Consider the following 18,058-nt stretch of genomic DNA (forward strand, 5'->3'; position numbering starts at 1 on the left):
TTTGCCCGTTCTTCGCCGGGCCTCGACATTGAAGACCGGCTATCGCCGCCGCCGTCCCGATGATGGACGTCGCGCCCACGCCGCCTCGCACGGCACAGCAGGGATGCGGGATTGTTGGGGTTGACACTGGTATCGGCATCGCTTCTCGGTGCCGCCGAACCCATCAGGAAAGAACAGCGATGACAGTGATCGTAACCGGCGCCGCCGGCTTCATCGGCATGCATGCCGCGGACGCGTTGCTGGCACGTGGCGAAACGGTGTTCGGCATCGACGAGTGCAACGCCTATTACGACCCCGCGCTCAAGGCGGCGCGGCTCGCCTATCTGCGCGACCGGCACGGCGCGGCCTTCACCTTCGCCAAGCTCGATTTCGCGGACACGCCTGCACTCGACGCGGCGGTGGCAGGCCTCGACATCGACCGGATCGTCCATCTCGGCGCGCAGGCCGGCGTCCGCTATTCGATCGAGAATCCGATGGCCTATGCCCGGGCCAATCTGGTCGGGCATCTCAACATCCTCGAACTCGCGCGCGCGCGGCAGGTCCGGCACCTGGTCTACGCCTCGTCCTCGTCGGTCTATGGCGGCAATGACAGCGTGCCCTTCCGCGTCGAGGATCGCACCGACCGCCCGCTGTCGCTCTATGCCGCGACGAAGAAGTCGAACGAACTGATGAGCGAAAGCTACGCGCATCTCTATCGCCTGCCGCAGACCGGGCTGCGCTTCTTCACCGTCTACGGCCCCTGGGGTCGTCCCGACATGATGATGTGGATCTTCACCAAGGCGATCCTCGCCGGCGAACCCATTCCGGTGTTCAACGCAGGCCGGATGGAGCGCGACTTCACCTATATCGACGACATCGTCGCCGGCATCGTCGCCGCGCTCGATGCGCCGCCCGCGGATGACGGCCAGCCGAAGCCCGGCGGCAGCATGGGGCCGCACCGCGTCTACAATATCGGCAACAGTCGCGCCGAACAGCTGGGCGAGGTCATCGACGTGCTCGAACAGGCGATCGGTCGCAAGGCGATCCGCCAGGACCTGCCGATGCAGGCGGGCGATGTCGTGCGCACCTGCGCCGATGTCAGCGCGATCGGCAACGATCTCGGCTTCGCCCCCACCACCAGCATCACCGAGGGCGTGCCACGCTTCATCCGATGGTATCGCGACTATCACGGCGTCTAGGCGTTAGGATCGTCGAGACCGAACCCGAGCCCACCCTTTCGATGCACGGAGCAGCCCGATGACCGACGCCCCGACCTATACCCCCCCGGCAATCTGGACCTGGAACCGCGACAATGGCGGCCGGTTCGCCGCGATCAACCGGCCGGTCGCCGGATCGACGCATGACAAGGAGCTGCCGGTCGGGCGCCACCCGCTGCAGCTCTATTCGCTCGGCACGCCGAACGGGGTGAAGGTCACGATCATGCTGGAGGAGCTGCTCGCGCTCGGCCATGCCGGTGCCGAATATGACGCCTGGCTGATCCGGATCAACGAAGGCGACCAGTTCGGCAGCGGCTTTGTCGAGATCAATCCCAATTCCAAGATCCCGGCGCTCATGGATCGCAGCGGCACGACGCCGCTGCCGATCTTCGAATCCGGCGCGATCCTGATGCATCTCGCGGAGAAATTCGGCGCGTTCCTGCCGACCGAACCCGCGGCGCGCGCGACCTGCCTGTCCTGGCTGTTCTGGCAGGTCGGCAGCGGCCCGTTCGTCGGCGGCGGCTTTGGCCATTTCTACGCTTATGCGCCGGTCAAGATCGAGTATGCGATCGACCGGTTCGCGATGGAGGCCAAGCGCCAGCTCGACGTACTCGACCGCCGTCTCGCCGACAGCGCGTATCTGGCCGGTGCCGCCTATACGATCGCCGACATGGCCGCCTGGCCCTGGTACGGGGCGCTGGTCCAGGGCCAGCTCTACGACGCCGGTGAGTTCCTTCAGGTCCAGGACTATCCGAACGTGAAGCGCTGGGCGGATGCGATCGGCGCACGCCCCGCGGTCCAGCGTGGCCGCATGGTCAACCGCGTCATGGGCGATCCCGCGAGCCAACTCCACGAACGCCATGACGCCACGGATTTTGCGACCCGTACACAGGACAAGTAGCCCGCCATCATGAATGGCGCTATAAATGCTGTGGTGCAGCATTACTGAAAACATTGCGCGCGATTAGTGTAATTGGAGAAGTTTGCCTAAGTATTCCATTTATTTGCAACTTTATCTCCCAGCTCCCGTTCCTTGAACCGTTGTGCACACAGGATCGCCCGCCAGAGGCGATCGAGGCCGACCGTGTGCCGACGTGCCTGGTTCAGGGAGATGAAGCCAATGACCCAATCAACCCATCTGATCGATGCCCTCGATGCCCGTGTCGAACGGCGCAACGACCGGCGCGAGTTCTTCAAAAACGCACTTGGTGCGGCTGCGATGACGGCAGCCGGAGCGACCGCTCTGTCCCTCTCGAGCGCCGCCGCGGCACAGTCGGTAACCGACGCCGACGTCCTGAACTTCGCGCTCAACCTCGAATATCTCGAGGCGCAATTCTACTCCTATGCAGCCTATGGCACCGGACTCGACAACGCTCTGCTGACCGGCAGCGGTACGCAGGGTGCCGTTCGTGGCGGCCGCAAGGTCGCGTTCACCGATCCCATCGTCGAGCAATATGCACGCGAGATCGCACAGGACGAAATCGCGCATGTCAGGTTCCTGCGCACTGCGCTTGGCAGCTCGACGGTGTCGCAGCCGGTGATCGACGTCAGCGTCTCGCCGACCAGCGCCTTCTCGGTCGCCGCGCAGGCCGCCGGGCTCGTGCCTGCCGGCACCGCGTTCGATCCCTATGCCTCTGACGAGGCGTTCCTGCTCGGCGCGTTCATCTTCGAGGACGTCGGCGTCACCGCCTACAAGGGTGCCGCCCCCTTGCTCACGAACAAGACGTTTCTCGATGCCGCGGCCGGCCTGCTCGCGGTCGAGGCCTATCATGCCGCGATCGTCCGCACGACGCTGTACGGCAAGGGTATCGACGTGCCGTCGCTGCGGACCTCCGCCGATGCCATTTCGCGCGCGCGCGACAGCCTCGACGGCGGTGGCGCCAACACGACGATCTTCGGCGCGAACGATATCGACCAGGGCATCTCGTCCTACAGCGCGACGCCGATCAACCTGTCCGCCACCCAGGCGGCGGTGACCGTGTCGAACATCGTGCCGCTCGACGCCGACGGTGTCGCCTATAGCCGCTCGGTGAGCCAGGTGCTTAACATCGTGTACCTGAACAGTGGTGCAGTGGCCGCGGGCGGGTTCTTCCCGGCAGGCATGAACGGCAACATCAAGACGAGCACCGCAGCAGCCTGAACCGCTTCAGCTCTGCCGTAAGCTTTCTTTGCTATTCAGGGGATTAACCCAATGACCGACCTCAATACCAAGCTCGAAATATTCGACGCCATCGCCGCCCGGCGCAACGAACGCCGCGGCTTCCTGCGCTTTGCCGGTGGCAGTGCGCTCGCCGTCGGCGGTGCCTCGCTGCTCGCGGCCTGCGGCAACGACGATGCCGATCTGGCGCCGTCGCCGACGCCCACGCCGACACCCGCAACGGGATCCGCCATCACCGATGCCGACGTGCTGAACTTCGCGCTCAACCTCGAATATCTCGAGGCGCAGTTCTACGCATTCGCGACGTTCGGCGTTGGCCTCAACGCCAGCCTGCTGACCGGTACCGGGACTCAGGGCGCCGTGACGGGTGGCCGACAGGTGCCGTTCCAGGACGCGATCGTCCGTGAATATGCGCGCGAAATCGCCATCGACGAAGTCGCGCACGTCGCCTTCCTGCGCAGGGCACTCGGCACTGCCGCAGTCGCACAGCCTGCATTGGACATCTCTGCCGGCACCGCGGCTGCGCCGGGCGCCTTCACCTTGGCCGCACGTGCGGCACGTGTCGTTCCGGATACGGGCGTGTTCGATCCGTATGCCGACGACAACAGCTTCCTGCTCGGCGCGTTCATCTTCGAGGATGTCGGCGTCTCGGCGTATAAGGGCGGTGCAACGCTGATCGGCAACAAAACCTATCTCGAGGCGGCCGCCGGCATCCTCGCGGCAGAGGCGTATCACGCCGGCCTGATCCGCACGATCCTGTATCGCAAGGGACTGCAGACGCCGTCGCTGCGTACCGCCGCCAACCAGATCAGCGACGCGCGCGACAGCCTGGACGGCACCGTCACCAACGCCACGACGGGCATCATCGGCGACATCGATCAGGGCATCACCGGCATGGATCCAACCGTGTCGAACATCGTCCCGACCGACGCCAACGGCCTGGCGTTCAGCCGGTCGGTCGCACAGGTGCACAACATCGCCTATCTGACCAACACCGCAAAGATCGGCGGGGGCTTCTTCCCCAACGGCACCAACAACCGCACCGATGCATTGCGCACCAGCGGCGCCAACGCGTGATCGTCGTCACGAACTGAAACAGGACAACCTGGGCCGCGGCGCACATCGGGCGCGTCGCGGCCCCTCGTTTGGGGAACGACCATGAAGCATTCCATGAAACTGACCACGCTCGCCGGCCTCGCCGTCGCGGGTGTTTTTGCCGTTCCGGCCGCCGCGCAGGAAACCACCGCGGATCGTCCGTTCTCGGGCGTCTATATCGGTGCGGCCGGTGGGTATGACGTGCAGGGCAATGACGTCGGCTCGTCGATCCTGTTCGACCGCAACGGCGACGGCGCTTTCAACGACAGCGTCAACACCATCACCGGCGCCAACGCCTTCTCGCCAGGCTTCTGCAACGGCTCGGCGCGTACCGGTGCCGCGGCTTCCGGTTGCCGTAACGACGACGATGGTTGGGCCTATTATGGTCGTGCGGGCCTCGACGTTCAGCGCGGCAACATCGTCGTCGGCGTCGTCGGCGAATTCGGCACGAGCGACATCACCGACAGCACCTCGGGCTTCTCGACGACGCCTGCGAGCTACACGATGGCGCGCAAGCTGAAGTGGGAAGCGTCTGCCCGCGGCCGTCTGGGCTATGCTGCCAACACCACGCTGTTCTACGGCACGTTCGGTGCCGGCTATGCCAAGATCGACAATCTGTTCTTCACGACGAACACGGCGAACGCGTTTTCGGCGACTGGCTCGAAGAACCAGTGGGGCATTCTCGGCGGCGGCGGCATCGAGCAGAAGCTGACCAAGAACATCTCGATCGGCATGGAATATATGTTCCACCAGTATCAGGATGACGATGCGCGCGTTCGCGTGACGGCGGGCACGGCGCTGGCCGGCAGCCCGGTTCTGCTGGCGAACAACCCGTTCCTGATCGCGCCAAACACCAGCGGCACCGATTTCCGCCGCAGCGACGACAAGTTCCGCTGGCACAGCCTGCGCGCCACGGCGGCGTTCCGGTTCTGAGCCCATGCGCTGCCAGCATCGCGTGATGCTGGCAGCGTAGAGCGTCCGGCGAGCCTAGAGCCCCTCGCCGCCTACCCATTGCGCGTTCGACAAGCGCCTCGCCAGATCCCAGCTCTGCTGACGGATATCGGGGACCGCGACGACCTCCCACAACCCCCCGCGGGTCATCGGCCCGATACAGTGAAGCCGCTGTTCGGCATGCCCGTCGCGGCCGATCGCCTGTGACTGGGCATCGACGTCGACCCCGAGACGAAGCGGATCGGGCCGGATCGCCCCGTCCGCGATCAAATGCCGGATCAGCGGCTCGCTCGATCGCATCAGATCACCCTGCGGCCCGGTACAGTTCACGATCCGCGCCGCCCGCGTGACGACCGCCTGGTCCGAACCGCGGGGCCGCCAGCTGAGGTCGGCGGCATCACCGGCTGCCGCGGCGGACACGATCTTTCCCGCTGTGAACCGGAGCCGCCCGGTCGAGACCAACGCATCGACCCGGTCCGCGACCTCCGGCGCCAGCCGATGCCGGTGGACGTCCCAATAGGGTCGCGCGTGCCGCAGGAACCGTGCGCGCTGCGATGTCGGGGCGGCGGCCCAGAGCATCTGGGTCACGGGGCGAAGCTCGTCGACCGCCGCACGCCAGCCATCGGCACCCGCGCGGTCACGGATATGCCGGACGATCGCCGACAAATCCCCCTGCGGCTTGTCGAGCACGCGTTCGGGCGGCGCACCATCGACATGCCGCCGCGGCGACAGGCCGCGCCGCGACACCGCCAAGATCTGCCCCGAAAATCCGCCGGCATCGAGCAGCAGCGCGGCGTCGATCGCGGTCAACCCGGTCCCGACCAGCACGACCGTATCGTCCGGCCCGAGCCCCTCGCCAATGTCCGAGGCCCAGGGATCCGCGCTATAGCGTCCGGGCGGAAGGTCGTCGGGGTTGAGCCCCGGCGGCGTGTGCGGCGGCAGGTTGCCGAGCGCGAGCACCGCACTGTCCGCGGCGATCGCGCTGCCGTCCGCCATCGTCACCGCAAGCCTGTCGGTCCCGGCGAAGTCGATCGCGCAGACCTCCCCTTGCGCAAGCACCAGCCGTCCCGCCGCCTGCGCGATCGTCGCGTCGAGCATCTCACGCAGATACAGGCCGTAGGTCGTGCGCGGCACGAACGTCTTGCGGTCGCCGTCGCCGCGCGCCTCGAGCCAGCGGACGAAATGGTCGGGATCGTCGGGGAGCGCGCTCATGTTGCCCGCACGCACGTTGAGCAGGTGGCTCGGATGCGCCGCGCTATACGCAACGCCGCGTGCGAGCTGGCGCTGACGCCGCTCCACCAGCGTCGCGCGCGGCCCGCCGTGCCGCATCAGGTTGATCGCCAGTAACGTGCCCGAAAATCCGCCCCCGACGATGACGACATGATCATCCGGTCCCGCGATACGTGTCATCCTGCCCCCATGTGCCGCAAAATCATCGTGCCCGCTCGATAGGCGCAAAGCGGCCCGGCGCACAGCCGGCACGCGCAACGCACGGGGAACATAGAAGCATTGCACAAACGACAGCGCTGTTGCACTTTCTCGTCCATGGCCTGCCGGTCCCGGTCTGGCCCTCCCCCGGAGATCGCCCTGTGAAATCGAAGTTCGCCGTTCTTGTCTCGCTGATCGCCATCGCCGCCGCCACGCCCGCCACCGCGCAGGACCTTCACGCCTGTATCAACGAAGCGTGCACGCTCGAATCGATCCTGCCGCAGGACGCGGCATCGGGCACGCCCGCAGCCGATGCGGCCGCCGCGACGCGCTATGGCCGCTGGGGCTTCGACCTTGCCGGCATGGACAAGAGCGTAAAGCCCGGCAACGACTGGTTCGACTATGTGAACGGCAGCTGGGTCAAGACAACGCAGATCCCCGCGGACCGCTCGTCCTATGGCGCGTTCGCGGTGCTGCGCGACCTGTCCGAGGCACGCATGCGCACGCTGGTCGAGGGCTATAAGCCCGGCGACGCCGCCAACCCCGATCGCGCCAAGGTCGCGACGCTCTACCAGGGCTTCATGGACGAGGCCGCGATCGAGCGCGCTGACGCTGCACCGCTGTTGCAGCGGCTTGCCCCGGTCAAGGCCGCGACGACGAAGGACGATGTCGCGGTGCTGATGGGCAAGTCGATGGGCGGGTTCGGCGCCAGCTTCTTCGGGCCTGGCGTCAATGACGACGCAAAGCAGCCCGATATCTACGCGCTGTATCTGCGCCAGTCGGGCCTCGGGCTCGGCGACCGCGACCTCTATCTCGATCCGAAATTCGCTCCGCAGGTCGTGCACTACCAGGCCTATGTCGCGCAGATGCTCGGCATGGCGAACTGGCCGAATGCGCAGGCCGCCGCGGCAAAGATCGTCGCGATGGAGACGCGGATCGCGCAGGCGCACTGGACCCGAGCGCAGAGCCGCGACCGCGACAAGACCTACAACCCGATGACGCTCGCGCAGCTTCAGGCGCAGGCGCCGGGCTTCCCCTGGGCCAAATTCTGGACCGCCGCGGGCATCGACAAGGCCAACCGCGCGATCGTCGCGCAGAACACGGCTTTCCCGAAGATCGCCGAGGTCTTCGCCACCACCGATCTCGACACGCTGAAGGCGTGGCAGGCGTTCCGCACCGCCGACGACATCGCACCGATGCTGTCGAAGCGGTTCGTCGACGCCAATTTCGACTTCCGCTCGAGATTCCTCAACGGCCAGCCGCAGCAGCGCGATCGCTGGAAGCGCGGGATCGGCGTCACCGAACGCGCGCTGGGCGAGGCGATCGGCCGCGATTACGTCGCGCTCTATTTCCCGCCGGCATCGAAGACCAAGATGGACGAGCTCGTAGGAAACCTGCGGATCGCGCTGCGCGGGCGGATCGACGGTCTGCCCTGGATGGGTGCCGCGACCAAGCAGGAAGCGCAGGCCAAGCTCGCCAATTTCAGCGTGAAGGTCGGCTATCCGGACAAATGGCGTGACTATAGCGCGCTACAGATCACCCCGGGCGACCTGATCGGCAATGTCGAACGCGCCGGGCGGTTCGAATGGGACTATCGCCGCAATCGCATGGGCGGCCCGGTCGACAAGGCCGAATGGGGCATGACCCCGCAGACCGTGAACGCCTATTACAACTCGGTGAAGAACGAGATCGTCTTCCCCGCCGCGATCCTTCAGCCGCCGTTCTTCGATCCAGATGCAGATCCCGCGGTCAATTATGGCGGCATCGGCGGCGTGATCGGGCACGAGATCAGCCACGGCTTCGACGACCAGGGTCGCAAGTCCGACGGCAAGGGCGTGCTGCGCGACTGGTGGACCGCGCAGGATGCCGCCAAGTTCGAGGCGCAGGCGGTCAAGCTCGGCGCGCAGTACGAGGCCTATACGTTCGAGGGTCTGCCCGGCGTGAAGATCAACGGCCGCGCCTCGATGGGCGAGAATATCGGCGATCTCGGTGGCGTGCTGATCTCGCTCGACGCCTATCACACGTCGCTCGGCGGCAAGCCCGCACCGGTGCTCGACGGCTATAGCGGCGACCAGCGCTTCTTCCTCGGCTGGGGTCAGGTCTGGCGTACGCTGTTCCGCACCGAGGCGCTGCGCCAGCAGCTCGTCAGCGATCCGCATTCGCCGGGGCAGATCCGTGCGATCAACCCGCTGCGCAACGTCGACGCCTGGTACAAGGCGTTCGACGTGAAGCCCGGCGACGCGCAGTATCTGGCGCCCGCGGACCGCGTCCGGATCTGGTAAGGCCGCAAGCCCGCCGCCGGGCACGAAAAAATCCGGCGGCGGGCCAAGGTCGGGGCGGCAGGGCTCCGTCCTGTCAACGAGGGTGGCGGTGTTCCTGCTCGTCCGTCGTCATCCTCGCCCCCCGACCCTCGAACGGCCGGGACGCGGTCAGCGCATCGTCCGGTTCAGGAATGCCACGCTGTCCGCCAGCACCGGCGCCTTGCTGCGGAACGGCTTGGACAGCGCCATCGCAACGTCCTCATGGCTGAGCCCCGGATAGTCGACATGCCGCACCGGTGCACCGAGCGCGGTCAGCTTCGCGGCCAGATTGTCGGCATTGTGCGCCTTCACCTGCGTGTCGTTGCCCGCCGACACGAGCAGCATTGGCGGCGCATCGCGTCGCGCGAAGTGGATCGGCTGGGTCATCACCGGATCCGCCGCCCCCTGCATCGCATCGATCGCGCGCCTGGCGGTGAACGGGTAGAAGTCATAGGGCCCGCACAACCCGACCGCGGCCTTTATGATCCGCGGGTCGACACCTTCCGCACGCAACCAGCGTGGGTCGAGCGTCAGCATCGCGACCGTATACGCCCCCGCGGAATGCCCCGCGACCGCGATCCGGTTTGGGTCGCCGCCCGACGCCTCGATATGATCGCGCGTCCACTTCACCGCCTCGGCGCCATCCTGAAGGAAGGCGGGGAAGCGGACGTCGGGAACCTTGCGGTAGTCGGGCATGACGACGACGTAGCCCGCCTTCGCATAGGCGCGCGCGGCAAACGCATAGGCGCTGCGCGACCCGTGCACCCAGCCGCCGCCATACCAGAAGATCAACACCGGCAGCCCCGTCTTCGCGCCGCCCGATGGCCGCCACACGTCGAGTTTCTGGCCATGCGTGCCGAACGGAACGCCCTCCCGCACCCGCGCGGTGCCGCGCCCCCCGCCCATTATGCCGTCGAGCACGCTGAGCGTCCCCGGCCCCGCGGTGAACGCCGTGCCCGCGATCAGGATCACGACCAGCGCGATGACAATGGCAACGCGGCGCATCAGCGGCGGAAATCTGCGGTAATCGATCCGCTGGCCGCCAGTTCGGCCTCGTGCCCTGCCTCGCGCCACGTCTCGCCGAGCGCGGCGTCTTCCCATTCGCGCATCGCCGGATGCGCGATGATCCGCTCGACCCACGCAAGGCCCTGCGGACCGACATCGATCCCGTAGGTGCGGACGCGAAACGCGACAGGCGCAAAGAAGGCGTCGACGGCGGTGAAGTCGGCGCCTGCGAGCCAGGGCCCGCCGAACCGATCGAGACCTTCCGCCCAGAGTTCGGTGATGCGCGCGACGTTGCGGTCGAGCGCGTCACTGCCGCGGACCGGATCGACGCGGACGCCGACGTTCATCGTCCGCTCGTTGCGCAACGCCGCGAACCCGCCATGCATCTCTGCTGCCGCGCAGACCGCCCATGCGCGCGCGTCGTGATCGGACGGCCAGACGCCATCGTGCCGCTCGGCGAGGTAGAGTGCGATCCCCAACGAATCCCACACCGTCCGCTCGCCATCGATCAGCACCGGCACCTGTCCTGTCGGCGAGAACAGCCGGAACGCATCGTAATTTTCGGGCGCGAGAAAGGGTTCGATCCGATCCTCGAACGCGATCCCCAGCGCCCGCATCAACACCCACGGACGGAGCGACCAGCTGGAATAATTCCGGTTCGCGGTGACGAGCGTATAGCCCATCAGGCGGTATAGCGCGCGGTGGTCTTCGCCGCGACCTCGTCCGCGGTCACGCCGGGCGCGAGTTCGACCAGCCTGAACGGCGCATCATGGTCGCTACGCTGGAACACCGCCAGGTCGGTGACGATCATGTCCACCACGTTCTTGCCGGTCAGCGGCAGCGAGCAGGACGGGATGAACTTTGGCGTCCCGTCCTTGGCGGTGTGATCCATGACGACGATGATCTGCTTGACGCCCGCGACTAGATCCATCGCGCCGCCCATGCCCTTGATCATCTTGCCCGGGATCATCCAGTTGGCGATGTCGCCGTCTTCGCTGACCTCCATCGCGCCGAGTACCGTCAGGTCGATATGCCCGCCGCGGATCATCGCGAAGCTGTCGGACGAGCTGAAATAGACCGACGAGGGCAGTTCGCTGATCGTCTGCTTGCCCGCGTTGATCAGGTCGGCATCCTCCTCGCCCGCATAGGGGAACGGCCCGATCCCGAGCATCCCGTTCTCCGACTGGAGCGTGACCGTCATGCCGTCGGGAATGTTGTTCGCGACGAGCGTCGGGATGCCGATGCCGAGATTGACGTAATAGCCGTCCTTCAGTTCCTGTGCGGCCCGCGCCGCCATCTGGTTGCGATCCCACGGCATCAGTTGAGCGTTCCTTCCTGGATGGTGGTGATGGTCGTGACCTGGTCGCGCAGTTCGGCGCTGACGCCGTCGACGATCGCCTGCAGCGCGGCATCCTCGGCGATGCCCCAGGTGCCCGCATAGGCGCGGGCGGCGTGACGGATCGTGTCGGCGAGGAGGTAGCCGAACACGGTCGGATCCTCGAGGATGCCCGCGTCGATCAGCACGTTGCTGCCTGCATTGTTGGTGATCCAGATCCGCGCGACCTCGACCGATTCGTCCGTCAGCGCGGCGCCGGGATCGAGCTTGATCGCGTTGGGGTGGTCGGTCATCAGTGGATTCCCTGTGTCGGCGCCCAGTGGATCGCGGGCGGAAAGACCTCGTCACGGCTACCTTTCAGCGCGGTGCCGTAGACGGGGTTGGGCAGCACGAACCACCCTGCCCCCCATTTCGCCGTGATCGCCGGCGACTGCACCACCGCACGCCGCTCGGCAGGGGTTTGCCCTGCGTTGAACAGGTCGCTGAAATCGCCGAGCTGGTCGCCGCCCATCGCGACGACGCAATATCGGGCGGCGATCGTCGCACGGCGGCCGTCCTTCTTTGATCCGGTCGCGTCGTCGCCGGCTAGGAACAAGGTCTCGCCGTGGCGGGCGGGGCCAAGCCCCGCGGCTTCGATCGCTGCCTGCGTCTGTGTGGCATTGGCGGCGGCGCGGTTGGAGTTGAAGACCACCGTCACGCCCATCGCGCGCAACTGCGTCAGTGCGGCGAGCGCGCCGGGAACGGGCGCGACCTGCTTGAGGCCGGTGCGCTCCCACTCCTGCCAGCGCGGTTCGGACCAGGGCCGCCCCGTCGATGCGTCATATTCGAAGCCGAGGTTGAGCAGCACGGTCTCGTCGACGTCGAACACCGCGGCCTTTGGCTTGGTGCCGCATGCGGTCCAGCGCGGCGCGGCGAGCGTCGCGCCTGGCGCAAGCACGACCGATGTCGGCGTACGCTGCGCACGGACATAGCCGACGAGCGCGTTCCATGCCTGGATGCTGGCAGCGGCGGCCTCGCCCGAGGCGTAGAGATACTGCATGCCCGCGGGGACGCCGTCGACGGTCACCGGTGCGGAGACGATCGCGGTCGGCGAGGTCACGCTGACGCACCCTTGCAGAACCAGTGCCCCTGCGAGCGCAGGGATCCAGGAAAAATGGCTGCGTTTGCGGCACATTATCGGGCTTGGTTTCACGCGGAGACCCGCTCGCGAACGGTGCAGAATTCGATCTTCTTGTCGTAGGGCGCACCGACGATCATCCGCTTCACATAGATCCCCGGCAGGTGGATCGCATCGGGATCCAGGCTGCCGACGGGAACGATGTCCTCGACCTCGGCGACGCAGATCTTGCCCGCGGTCGCCATTGGCTGGTTGAAGTTGCGAGCGGTCTTGCGGAAGATCAGGTTGCCGCTCTCGTCCGCCTTCCAGCCCTTGATGATGCTCAGGTCCGCACGGATGCCGCGTTCGAGGATATAGTCCTGCCCGTCGAAGCTTTTCACCTCCTTGCCCTCGGCGACCAAAGTGCCGACGCCGGTCTTGGTGTAGAAGCCGGGGATGCCCGCGCCGCCCGCGCGGCAACGCTCGGCAAGCGTCCCCTGCGGGCAAAACTCGACCTGGAGCTCGCCGCTCAGATATTGCCGCTCGAATTCCTTGTTCTCGCCGACATAGGACGAGATCATCTTCTTCACCTGGCGCGAACGGAGCAGCTTGCCGAGACCCTGCCCGTCGATCCCGGCATTGTTGCTCGCGATCGTGAGGTCCTTGACGCCCGACGCCTCGATCGCGTCGATCAGCCGCTCGGGGATGCCGCACAGCCCGAACCCGCCCGCGCAGATCGTCATCCCGTCGAACAGCACACCCTCGAGTGCCGCCGCCGCGTCGGTGTAGCGCTTGTTCGCCATGCATCCTCCTATCGTCTTTACCGCGGCATAATGCGCCGGGCAGTGGACGGCAATGTCGGGCGGGCGTTCTCGACTTGGTGACGATTGCCGGGCTACGGTGGCGGCAGGAGATTGTCATGACCCAGCGTACCGGCGGCCAAATTCTCGTTGATCAACTCGTCGCACAAGGCTGCGACCGTATTTTCACCGTACCCGGCGAAAGCTTCCTCGCGGTTCTCGACGCGCTGCACGACACGGCCGCAATCGAGACGGTGGTGTGCCGGCAGGAAGGCGGCGTGGCGTTCATGGCGTGCGCGGACGGCACGCTGACGCACCGCCCCGGCATCGCCTTCGTCACGCGCGGGCCCGGCGCGACCAACGCGTCGATCGGCGTGCATGTCGCAATGCAGGACTCCCAGCCGATGATCCTGTTCGTCGGCGATATCGACCGCGGCACGCGTGACCGCGAGGCGTTCCAGGAGATTGATTTTCAGGCAATGTTCGCGCCCATCGCCAAATGGGCGGCGCGGATCGACGATGCCCGGCGGATCCCGGAGTATGTCGCGCGCGCCTATGCGACCGCGATGTCGGGACGACCGGGGCCGGTGGTGCTCGCACTACCCGAAGACATGCTGCTGGACGTGGTCGAGGCGGTCGACCGCCCGCGGGTCGAGCGCGTCGCACAGGCGTGCGACGCGGACATGATGGACCTGCTCGCGGATCTGCTGACGACCGCCGAACGGCCGGTGGCGATCGTCGGCGGCGCGGGCTGGGATGCGGCTGCGTCGGGGGCGTTCTCGACCTGGGCGGATCGCAACGGCATTCCCGTCGCCGCGGCGTTCCGGCGGCAGGATGCGATTCCGAACGCCTGCCCGGTCTGGGCGGGCAATCTGGGCTATGGCCCCAATCCGAAGCTCGTTGAGCGGGTGAAGGCAGCCGACCTGCTGCTCGTCGTCGGACCCCGGCTGGGCGAGGCGACGACCGATGGCTATGCGCTGGTGACGCCCGATCATCCGGGGCAGCGCATCGTCCACGTCCACCCCAATCCCAATGAGTTGAACCGCACCTATCACGCCGACGTCGCGGTGTGCGCGGGAATGGCCGAATTCGCAGAGGCGCTGCTCGCGGTCGACCTACCGCCGCGGACCGCGGGTCAGGAGGCGCATGCTGAGTGGCGCGCCTGGTCGACGCCCGCGCCGCGCGATCTGGTCATGGACCTGGGGCCGTGCGTCGCGGCGATGCGCGAGCGGCTGCCCGCGGATGCGATCCTCTGCAACGGCGCGGGGAATTATTCGGGCTGGTGGCATCGCTACTGGGCCTATGCCGGGCCGGGCACGCAGCTTGCTCCGACCGCCGGAGCGATGGGTTACGGCGTACCCGCCGCGGTCGCCGCGTCGCTGCGGCATCCCGAGCGGACGGTGGTCGCGCTGGCGGGTGACGGCTGCTTCCTGATGAACGGGCAGGAGCTGGCGACCGCGGTCGCGCAGCGGGCGGACATGCTGGTGCTGGTCGTCGACAATGGCGGCTACGGCACGATCCGGATGCATCAGGAGCGCGAATATCCGGGGCGGGTGTCGGGAACCGCGCTGCGCAATCCTGACTTCGCCGCGCTGGGCCGGGCCTATGGGTGCTGGGCGGAAACGGTCACCAAGACCGAGGATTTCGCCGCGGCGCTCGACCGGGCGATGTCACGCGGCGGCGTGCGGCTGCTACATCTGGTCACGGATATCGAGGCGATTACCGCCGGGACGACGCTGGCGGCGGTGCGCGGGGCGGCGTGATCCTTATTGGGTGACGACGCCACCGGCACACCTCATCCCCCACCCCGGCGAAGGCCGGGGCTCAGTTGGGGGACAGCAGTAACTACGGACGGTCCTCTGTTACCTCGGCCTTCCCACCTGGGCCCCCGCCTTCGCCGGGGTGGTGGTTATCGGGGCCGACCCTTCTCATAGTTCCCCCGCGAAGGCGGGGGCCCAGAGTAGCGGGCGCTACCGGAACTTAGCTGGGCCCCCGCGTCCGCGGGGGAACGACACGGAGCAGCAGCCCCTCAGCCCGCCAGCTTCGCCCGCACCGCCGCCACAGCATCCGCCGCCTTGTCGCCATCAGGCCCACCACCCTGAGCCATGTCGGGACGGCCACCGCCACCCTGCCCGCCAAGCGCGGTGACCGCGATCTTCAGCAGGTCGACCGCATTGTGGCTCGCGACCAGATCCGCGGTCACGCCGACTGCGACCGAGGCGCGGCCGTCGTTGATCGCGACGAGCATCGCGATCCCCGACCCCAGCCGCTGCTTGGCCTCGTCGACCGCGCCGCGCAGGCCCTTCGCCTCGAAGTCGCTAAGCACCTGCCCGATGAACGCCACGCCGCCGACCTCTTCGGGGCCCGCAGCCTCACCGCCGCTGCCGCCGCCGAGCGCCAGCGCCTTCTTCGTATCGGCGAGTTCGCGCTCGAGACGGCGGCGATCCTCGATCAGCGCCGCGACGCGCGCGGGCACCTCGTCGGGAGTCGATTTCAGCGCCGCCGCCGCCTCGCGCAGGCGATCGTCGCGCCCGGTCAGATAGGCGCGCGCCGCCTCGCCGGTCAGCGCCTCGACGCGCCGCACGCCGCTCGACACCGCGCCTTCGCCGACGACCTTGAACAACCCGATATCGCCGAGCGCGGTTACGTGCGTGCCGCCACACAGTTCGATCGAATAGGTGCCCTCGTCGGTCGAGCCCATCGACACGACGCGGACCTCGTCGCCATATTTCTCGCCGAACAGCGCCATTGCGCCCATCGCGATCGCGTCGTCGGGGGTCATTAGCAGCGTCGTCACCGCGCCATTGCCGCGGACCTGTGCGTTCACATCGGCCTCGACCTGCGCGATGTCGGCGGGCGTCATAGCGACCGGCTGCGAGAAGTCGAAGCGAAGGCGATCGGGCGCGACTAGGCTCCCCTTCTGCGCGACATGCTTGCCGAGGCGCTCCCGCAAGGCCTCATGCAACAGATGCGTAGCGGAGTGGTTGGCACGGATCTGTGCGCGGCGCGCGACGTCGATCTGCAGCTTGACGGTATCGCCGACCTTGATCCCGCCCGACTCGACCATCGCATGATGGACGAACACGCGGCCGAGCTGCTTCGACGTCTCGGTGACGGTCGCGCGCAGCCCGGTGTCGGTCGAGATGTGCCCGGCATCACCGACCTGGCCGCCGCTCTCGCCGTAGAAGGGCGTCTGGTTGACGACGATCGACACCGTATCACCCGTCGTCGCATGGTCGACGCGCGCGCCGTCCTTGACCAAAGCGACGACCTCACCTTCGCCGGTGTCCGAGGCGTAGCCAAGGAACTCGGTGCCGCCGCTCTGCTCGACGATGTCGAACCAGATATCGTCCGAGGCCTTTGCGCCCGAGCCCTTCCACGCGGCCCGCGCCGCGCGCTTCTGCTCGGCCATCGCGGTGTCGAAGCCTTCGCGGTCGACCGCGAGCCCGCGTTCGCGCAGCGCGTCCTCGGTCAGGTCGTAGGGGAAGCCATAGGTGTCGTAGAGCTTGAACGCGACGTCACCCGCGAGCGTCCCCTCGGTCATGTCCGCGGTCGCCTCGTCGAGCAGCTTCAGCCCCTTGTCGAGCGTCTGGCGGAACCGCGTCTCCTCCTGCTGCAGCGTCGCCTCGATCAGCGGCTGCGCACGGAACAGCTCGGGATAGGCCGCGCCCATCTCGGTGACGAGCGACGGCACCAGCCGGTGCATCAACGGCTCCTTCGCGCCCAGGATATGCGCGTGGCGCATCGCGCGGCGCATGATCCGGCGCAGGACATAGCCACGGCCTTCGTTCGCGGGCAGCACGCCGTCCGCGACCAGGAAGCCCGCGGTACGCAGGTGATCGGCGATCACGCGGTGGCTGGCTGTGTTCGCGCCGTCGGTCACGGTATGCGTCAGCGCGCCGGAGGCTGCGATCAGCGCCTTGAACGTGTCGGTGTCGTAATTGTCGGTGACGCCCTGCATGACCGCGGCGATCCGCTCGAGCCCCATGCCTGTGTCGATCGAGGGCTTGGGCAGATTGCCGACGATCTCGGCATTTTCCTGCTCATATTGCATGAACACGAGGTTCCAGATCTCGACGAAGCGATCGCCGTCCTCGTCGGGGCTGCCGGGAGGGCCACCGGGGATGTGATCGCCGTGATCGTAGAAGATCTCCGAGCATGGCCCGCACGGCCCGTTGTCGCCCATCGACCAGAAATTGTCCTTGGTCGGGATACGGATGATGCGGTGCTCAGGGAGGCCCGCGATCTTCTTCCAGAGGTCGAACGCCTCGTCGTCGGTGTGATAGACGGTCGCGGTCAGCTTGTCCGGCGACAGCCCCCAGTCCTTCGTCAGCAGCGTCCACGCATGCGTGATCGCCTGTTCCTTGAAATAATCGCCGAACGAGAAATTGCCGAGCATTTCGAAGAAGGTGTGATGCCGCGCGGTATAGCCGACATTGTCGAGATCATTGTGCTTGCCGCCCGCGCGGACGCACTTCTGCGACGAGGTGGCGGTCGTGTAGGGGCGCGATTCGAGGCCGGTGAAGACGTTCTTGAACGGCACCATTCCGGCATTGACGAACATCAGCGTCGGGTCGTTCTGCGGGACGAGCGGCGCAGAGGGCACGATCTGGTGCCCCTGCGAACCGAAATAGTCGAGGAAGCCGCGGCGGATGTCGTTCGTCGATGTCATGCCGCCGACTTAGGCGAGCAA

15 protein-coding genes are annotated in these 18,058 nt (G+C 66.9%); 7 read left to right on the forward strand and 8 right to left on the reverse strand.

Features of this window, described 5'->3' with window-relative positions; genetic code table 11:
* Positions 1 to 179 precede the first annotated feature (179 nt).
* The 5 genes from J3A66_RS06360 (at position 180) to J3A66_RS06380 (ending at position 5,382) form a co-directional block, all read left to right on the forward strand.
* Positions 180 to 1,178, forward strand: a complete 999-nt coding sequence (locus J3A66_RS06360) for an NAD-dependent epimerase/dehydratase family protein (protein WP_209567810.1) — start codon at positions 180 to 182, stop codon at positions 1,176 to 1,178.
* 58 nt (positions 1,179 to 1,236) lie between these two features.
* Positions 1,237 to 2,097, forward strand: coding sequence for a glutathione-dependent disulfide-bond oxidoreductase (gene yghU, locus J3A66_RS06365; protein ID WP_209567813.1), 861 nt, complete (start codon positions 1,237 to 1,239; stop codon positions 2,095 to 2,097).
* A 219-nt stretch (positions 2,098 to 2,316) separates the two neighbouring features.
* Positions 2,317 to 3,336, forward strand: coding sequence for a ferritin-like domain-containing protein (locus J3A66_RS06370; RefSeq protein ID WP_031440782.1), 1,020 nt, complete (start codon positions 2,317 to 2,319; stop codon positions 3,334 to 3,336).
* A 51-nt stretch (positions 3,337 to 3,387) separates the two neighbouring features.
* A complete protein-coding gene (locus J3A66_RS06375; RefSeq protein ID WP_031395471.1) occupies positions 3,388 to 4,431 on the forward strand; it encodes a ferritin-like domain-containing protein in 1,044 nt (347 codons plus the stop codon).
* 81 nt (positions 4,432 to 4,512) lie between these two features.
* Positions 4,513 to 5,382 (forward strand): outer membrane beta-barrel protein, encoded by an 870-nt coding sequence (locus J3A66_RS06380; RefSeq protein WP_245336717.1) that lies wholly within the window; start codon positions 4,513 to 4,515, stop codon positions 5,380 to 5,382.
* A gap of 54 nt (positions 5,383 to 5,436) precedes the next feature.
* Here J3A66_RS06380 and J3A66_RS06385 read toward each other — a convergent pair whose 3' ends face one another.
* Entirely contained in the window at positions 5,437 to 6,810 is a 1,374-nt protein-coding gene (locus tag J3A66_RS06385) for an FAD/NAD(P)-binding protein (RefSeq protein WP_209567815.1), read from the reverse strand.
* Between the two features lie 179 nt (positions 6,811 to 6,989).
* Between J3A66_RS06385 and J3A66_RS06390 the strand changes: the two genes are divergently transcribed.
* Positions 6,990 to 9,110, forward strand: a complete 2,121-nt coding sequence (locus tag J3A66_RS06390; RefSeq protein ID WP_348634004.1) for a M13-type metalloendopeptidase — start codon at positions 6,990 to 6,992, stop codon at positions 9,108 to 9,110.
* 147 nt (positions 9,111 to 9,257) lie between these two features.
* On the opposite strand, the gene J3A66_RS06395 is transcribed toward J3A66_RS06390, so the two are convergent.
* From J3A66_RS06395 to J3A66_RS06420, 6 genes are all read right to left on the reverse strand, one after another.
* The gene (locus J3A66_RS06395; protein ID WP_209567816.1) at positions 9,258 to 10,133 is read right to left on the reverse strand and encodes an alpha/beta hydrolase; all 876 of its coding nucleotides are present in this window, start codon (positions 10,131 to 10,133) and stop codon (positions 9,258 to 9,260) included.
* Entirely contained in the window at positions 10,133 to 10,816 is a 684-nt protein-coding gene (locus tag J3A66_RS06400) for a glutathione S-transferase family protein (protein ID WP_209567818.1), read from the reverse strand. The genes J3A66_RS06395 and J3A66_RS06400 overlap by 1 nt, the downstream gene beginning before the upstream one ends.
* The gene (locus J3A66_RS06405; RefSeq protein WP_031440775.1) at positions 10,816 to 11,451 is read right to left on the reverse strand and encodes a 3-oxoacid CoA-transferase subunit B; all 636 of its coding nucleotides are present in this window, start codon (positions 11,449 to 11,451) and stop codon (positions 10,816 to 10,818) included. The genes J3A66_RS06400 and J3A66_RS06405 overlap by 1 nt, the downstream gene beginning before the upstream one ends.
* Positions 11,451 to 11,762 (reverse strand): DUF5076 domain-containing protein, encoded by a 312-nt coding sequence (locus tag J3A66_RS06410; RefSeq protein WP_042467134.1) that lies wholly within the window; start codon positions 11,760 to 11,762, stop codon positions 11,451 to 11,453. The genes J3A66_RS06405 and J3A66_RS06410 overlap by 1 nt, the downstream gene beginning before the upstream one ends.
* Positions 11,762 to 12,508, reverse strand: coding sequence for an HAD family acid phosphatase (locus tag J3A66_RS06415; protein ID WP_245336975.1), 747 nt, complete (start codon positions 12,506 to 12,508; stop codon positions 11,762 to 11,764). Before J3A66_RS06415 ends, J3A66_RS06410 begins: the two co-directional genes overlap by 1 nt.
* 149 nt (positions 12,509 to 12,657) lie before the next feature.
* Complete coding sequence (locus J3A66_RS06420) at positions 12,658 to 13,368, reverse strand: CoA transferase subunit A (RefSeq protein WP_209567822.1); 711 nt, start codon at positions 13,366 to 13,368, stop codon at positions 12,658 to 12,660.
* Between the two features lie 116 nt (positions 13,369 to 13,484).
* Between J3A66_RS06420 and J3A66_RS06425 the strand changes: the two genes are divergently transcribed.
* The gene (locus J3A66_RS06425; protein ID WP_209567824.1) at positions 13,485 to 15,128 is read left to right on the forward strand and encodes a thiamine pyrophosphate-binding protein; all 1,644 of its coding nucleotides are present in this window, start codon (positions 13,485 to 13,487) and stop codon (positions 15,126 to 15,128) included.
* A 266-nt stretch (positions 15,129 to 15,394) separates the two neighbouring features.
* Here the strand turns inward: J3A66_RS06425 and alaS are convergent, their stop codons facing one another.
* Positions 15,395 to 18,037 carry an alanine--tRNA ligase gene (gene alaS, locus J3A66_RS06430; protein WP_209567826.1) on the reverse strand — a complete coding sequence of 881 codons (2,643 nt, stop codon included), beginning with the start codon at positions 18,035 to 18,037 and terminating at the stop codon, positions 15,395 to 15,397.
* Positions 18,038 to 18,058: the final 21 nt, after the last annotated feature.

Origin of the sequence: Sphingomonas sp. PvP018 (assembly GCF_017876865.1) — a bacterium.
In the GTDB taxonomy this organism is placed as follows: domain Bacteria; phylum Pseudomonadota; class Alphaproteobacteria; order Sphingomonadales; family Sphingomonadaceae; genus Sphingomonas; species Sphingomonas aerolata.

Coding starts and splice junctions, on each gene's coding strand:
- J3A66_RS06370 (WP_031440782.1), top strand. CDS start 2,317: ATGACCCAATCAACCCATCTGATCGATGCCCTCGATGCCCGTGTCGAA.
- J3A66_RS06425 (WP_209567824.1), top strand. CDS start 13,485: ATGACCCAGCGTACCGGCGGCCAAATTCTCGTTGATCAACTCGTCGCA.
- alaS (WP_209567826.1), bottom strand. CDS start 18,037: ATGACATCGACGAACGACATCCGCCGCGGCTTCCTCGACTATTTCGGT.
- J3A66_RS06385 (WP_209567815.1), bottom strand. CDS start 6,810: ATGACACGTATCGCGGGACCGGATGATCATGTCGTCATCGTCGGGGGC.
- J3A66_RS06360 (WP_209567810.1), top strand. CDS start 180: ATGACAGTGATCGTAACCGGCGCCGCCGGCTTCATCGGCATGCATGCC.
- J3A66_RS06400 (WP_209567818.1), bottom strand. CDS start 10,816: ATGGGCTATACGCTCGTCACCGCGAACCGGAATTATTCCAGCTGGTCG.
- J3A66_RS06405 (WP_031440775.1), bottom strand. CDS start 11,451: ATGCCGTGGGATCGCAACCAGATGGCGGCGCGGGCCGCACAGGAACTG.
- J3A66_RS06415 (WP_245336975.1), bottom strand. CDS start 12,508: ATGCAGTATCTCTACGCCTCGGGCGAGGCCGCCGCTGCCAGCATCCAG.
- J3A66_RS06410 (WP_042467134.1), bottom strand. CDS start 11,762: ATGACCGACCACCCCAACGCGATCAAGCTCGATCCCGGCGCCGCGCTG.
- J3A66_RS06395 (WP_209567816.1), bottom strand. CDS start 10,133: ATGCGCCGCGTTGCCATTGTCATCGCGCTGGTCGTGATCCTGATCGCG.
- yghU (WP_209567813.1), top strand. CDS start 1,237: ATGACCGACGCCCCGACCTATACCCCCCCGGCAATCTGGACCTGGAAC.
- J3A66_RS06420 (WP_209567822.1), bottom strand. CDS start 13,368: ATGGCGAACAAGCGCTACACCGACGCGGCGGCGGCACTCGAGGGTGTG.
- J3A66_RS06375 (WP_031395471.1), top strand. CDS start 3,388: ATGACCGACCTCAATACCAAGCTCGAAATATTCGACGCCATCGCCGCC.
- J3A66_RS06380 (WP_245336717.1), top strand. CDS start 4,513: ATGAAGCATTCCATGAAACTGACCACGCTCGCCGGCCTCGCCGTCGCG.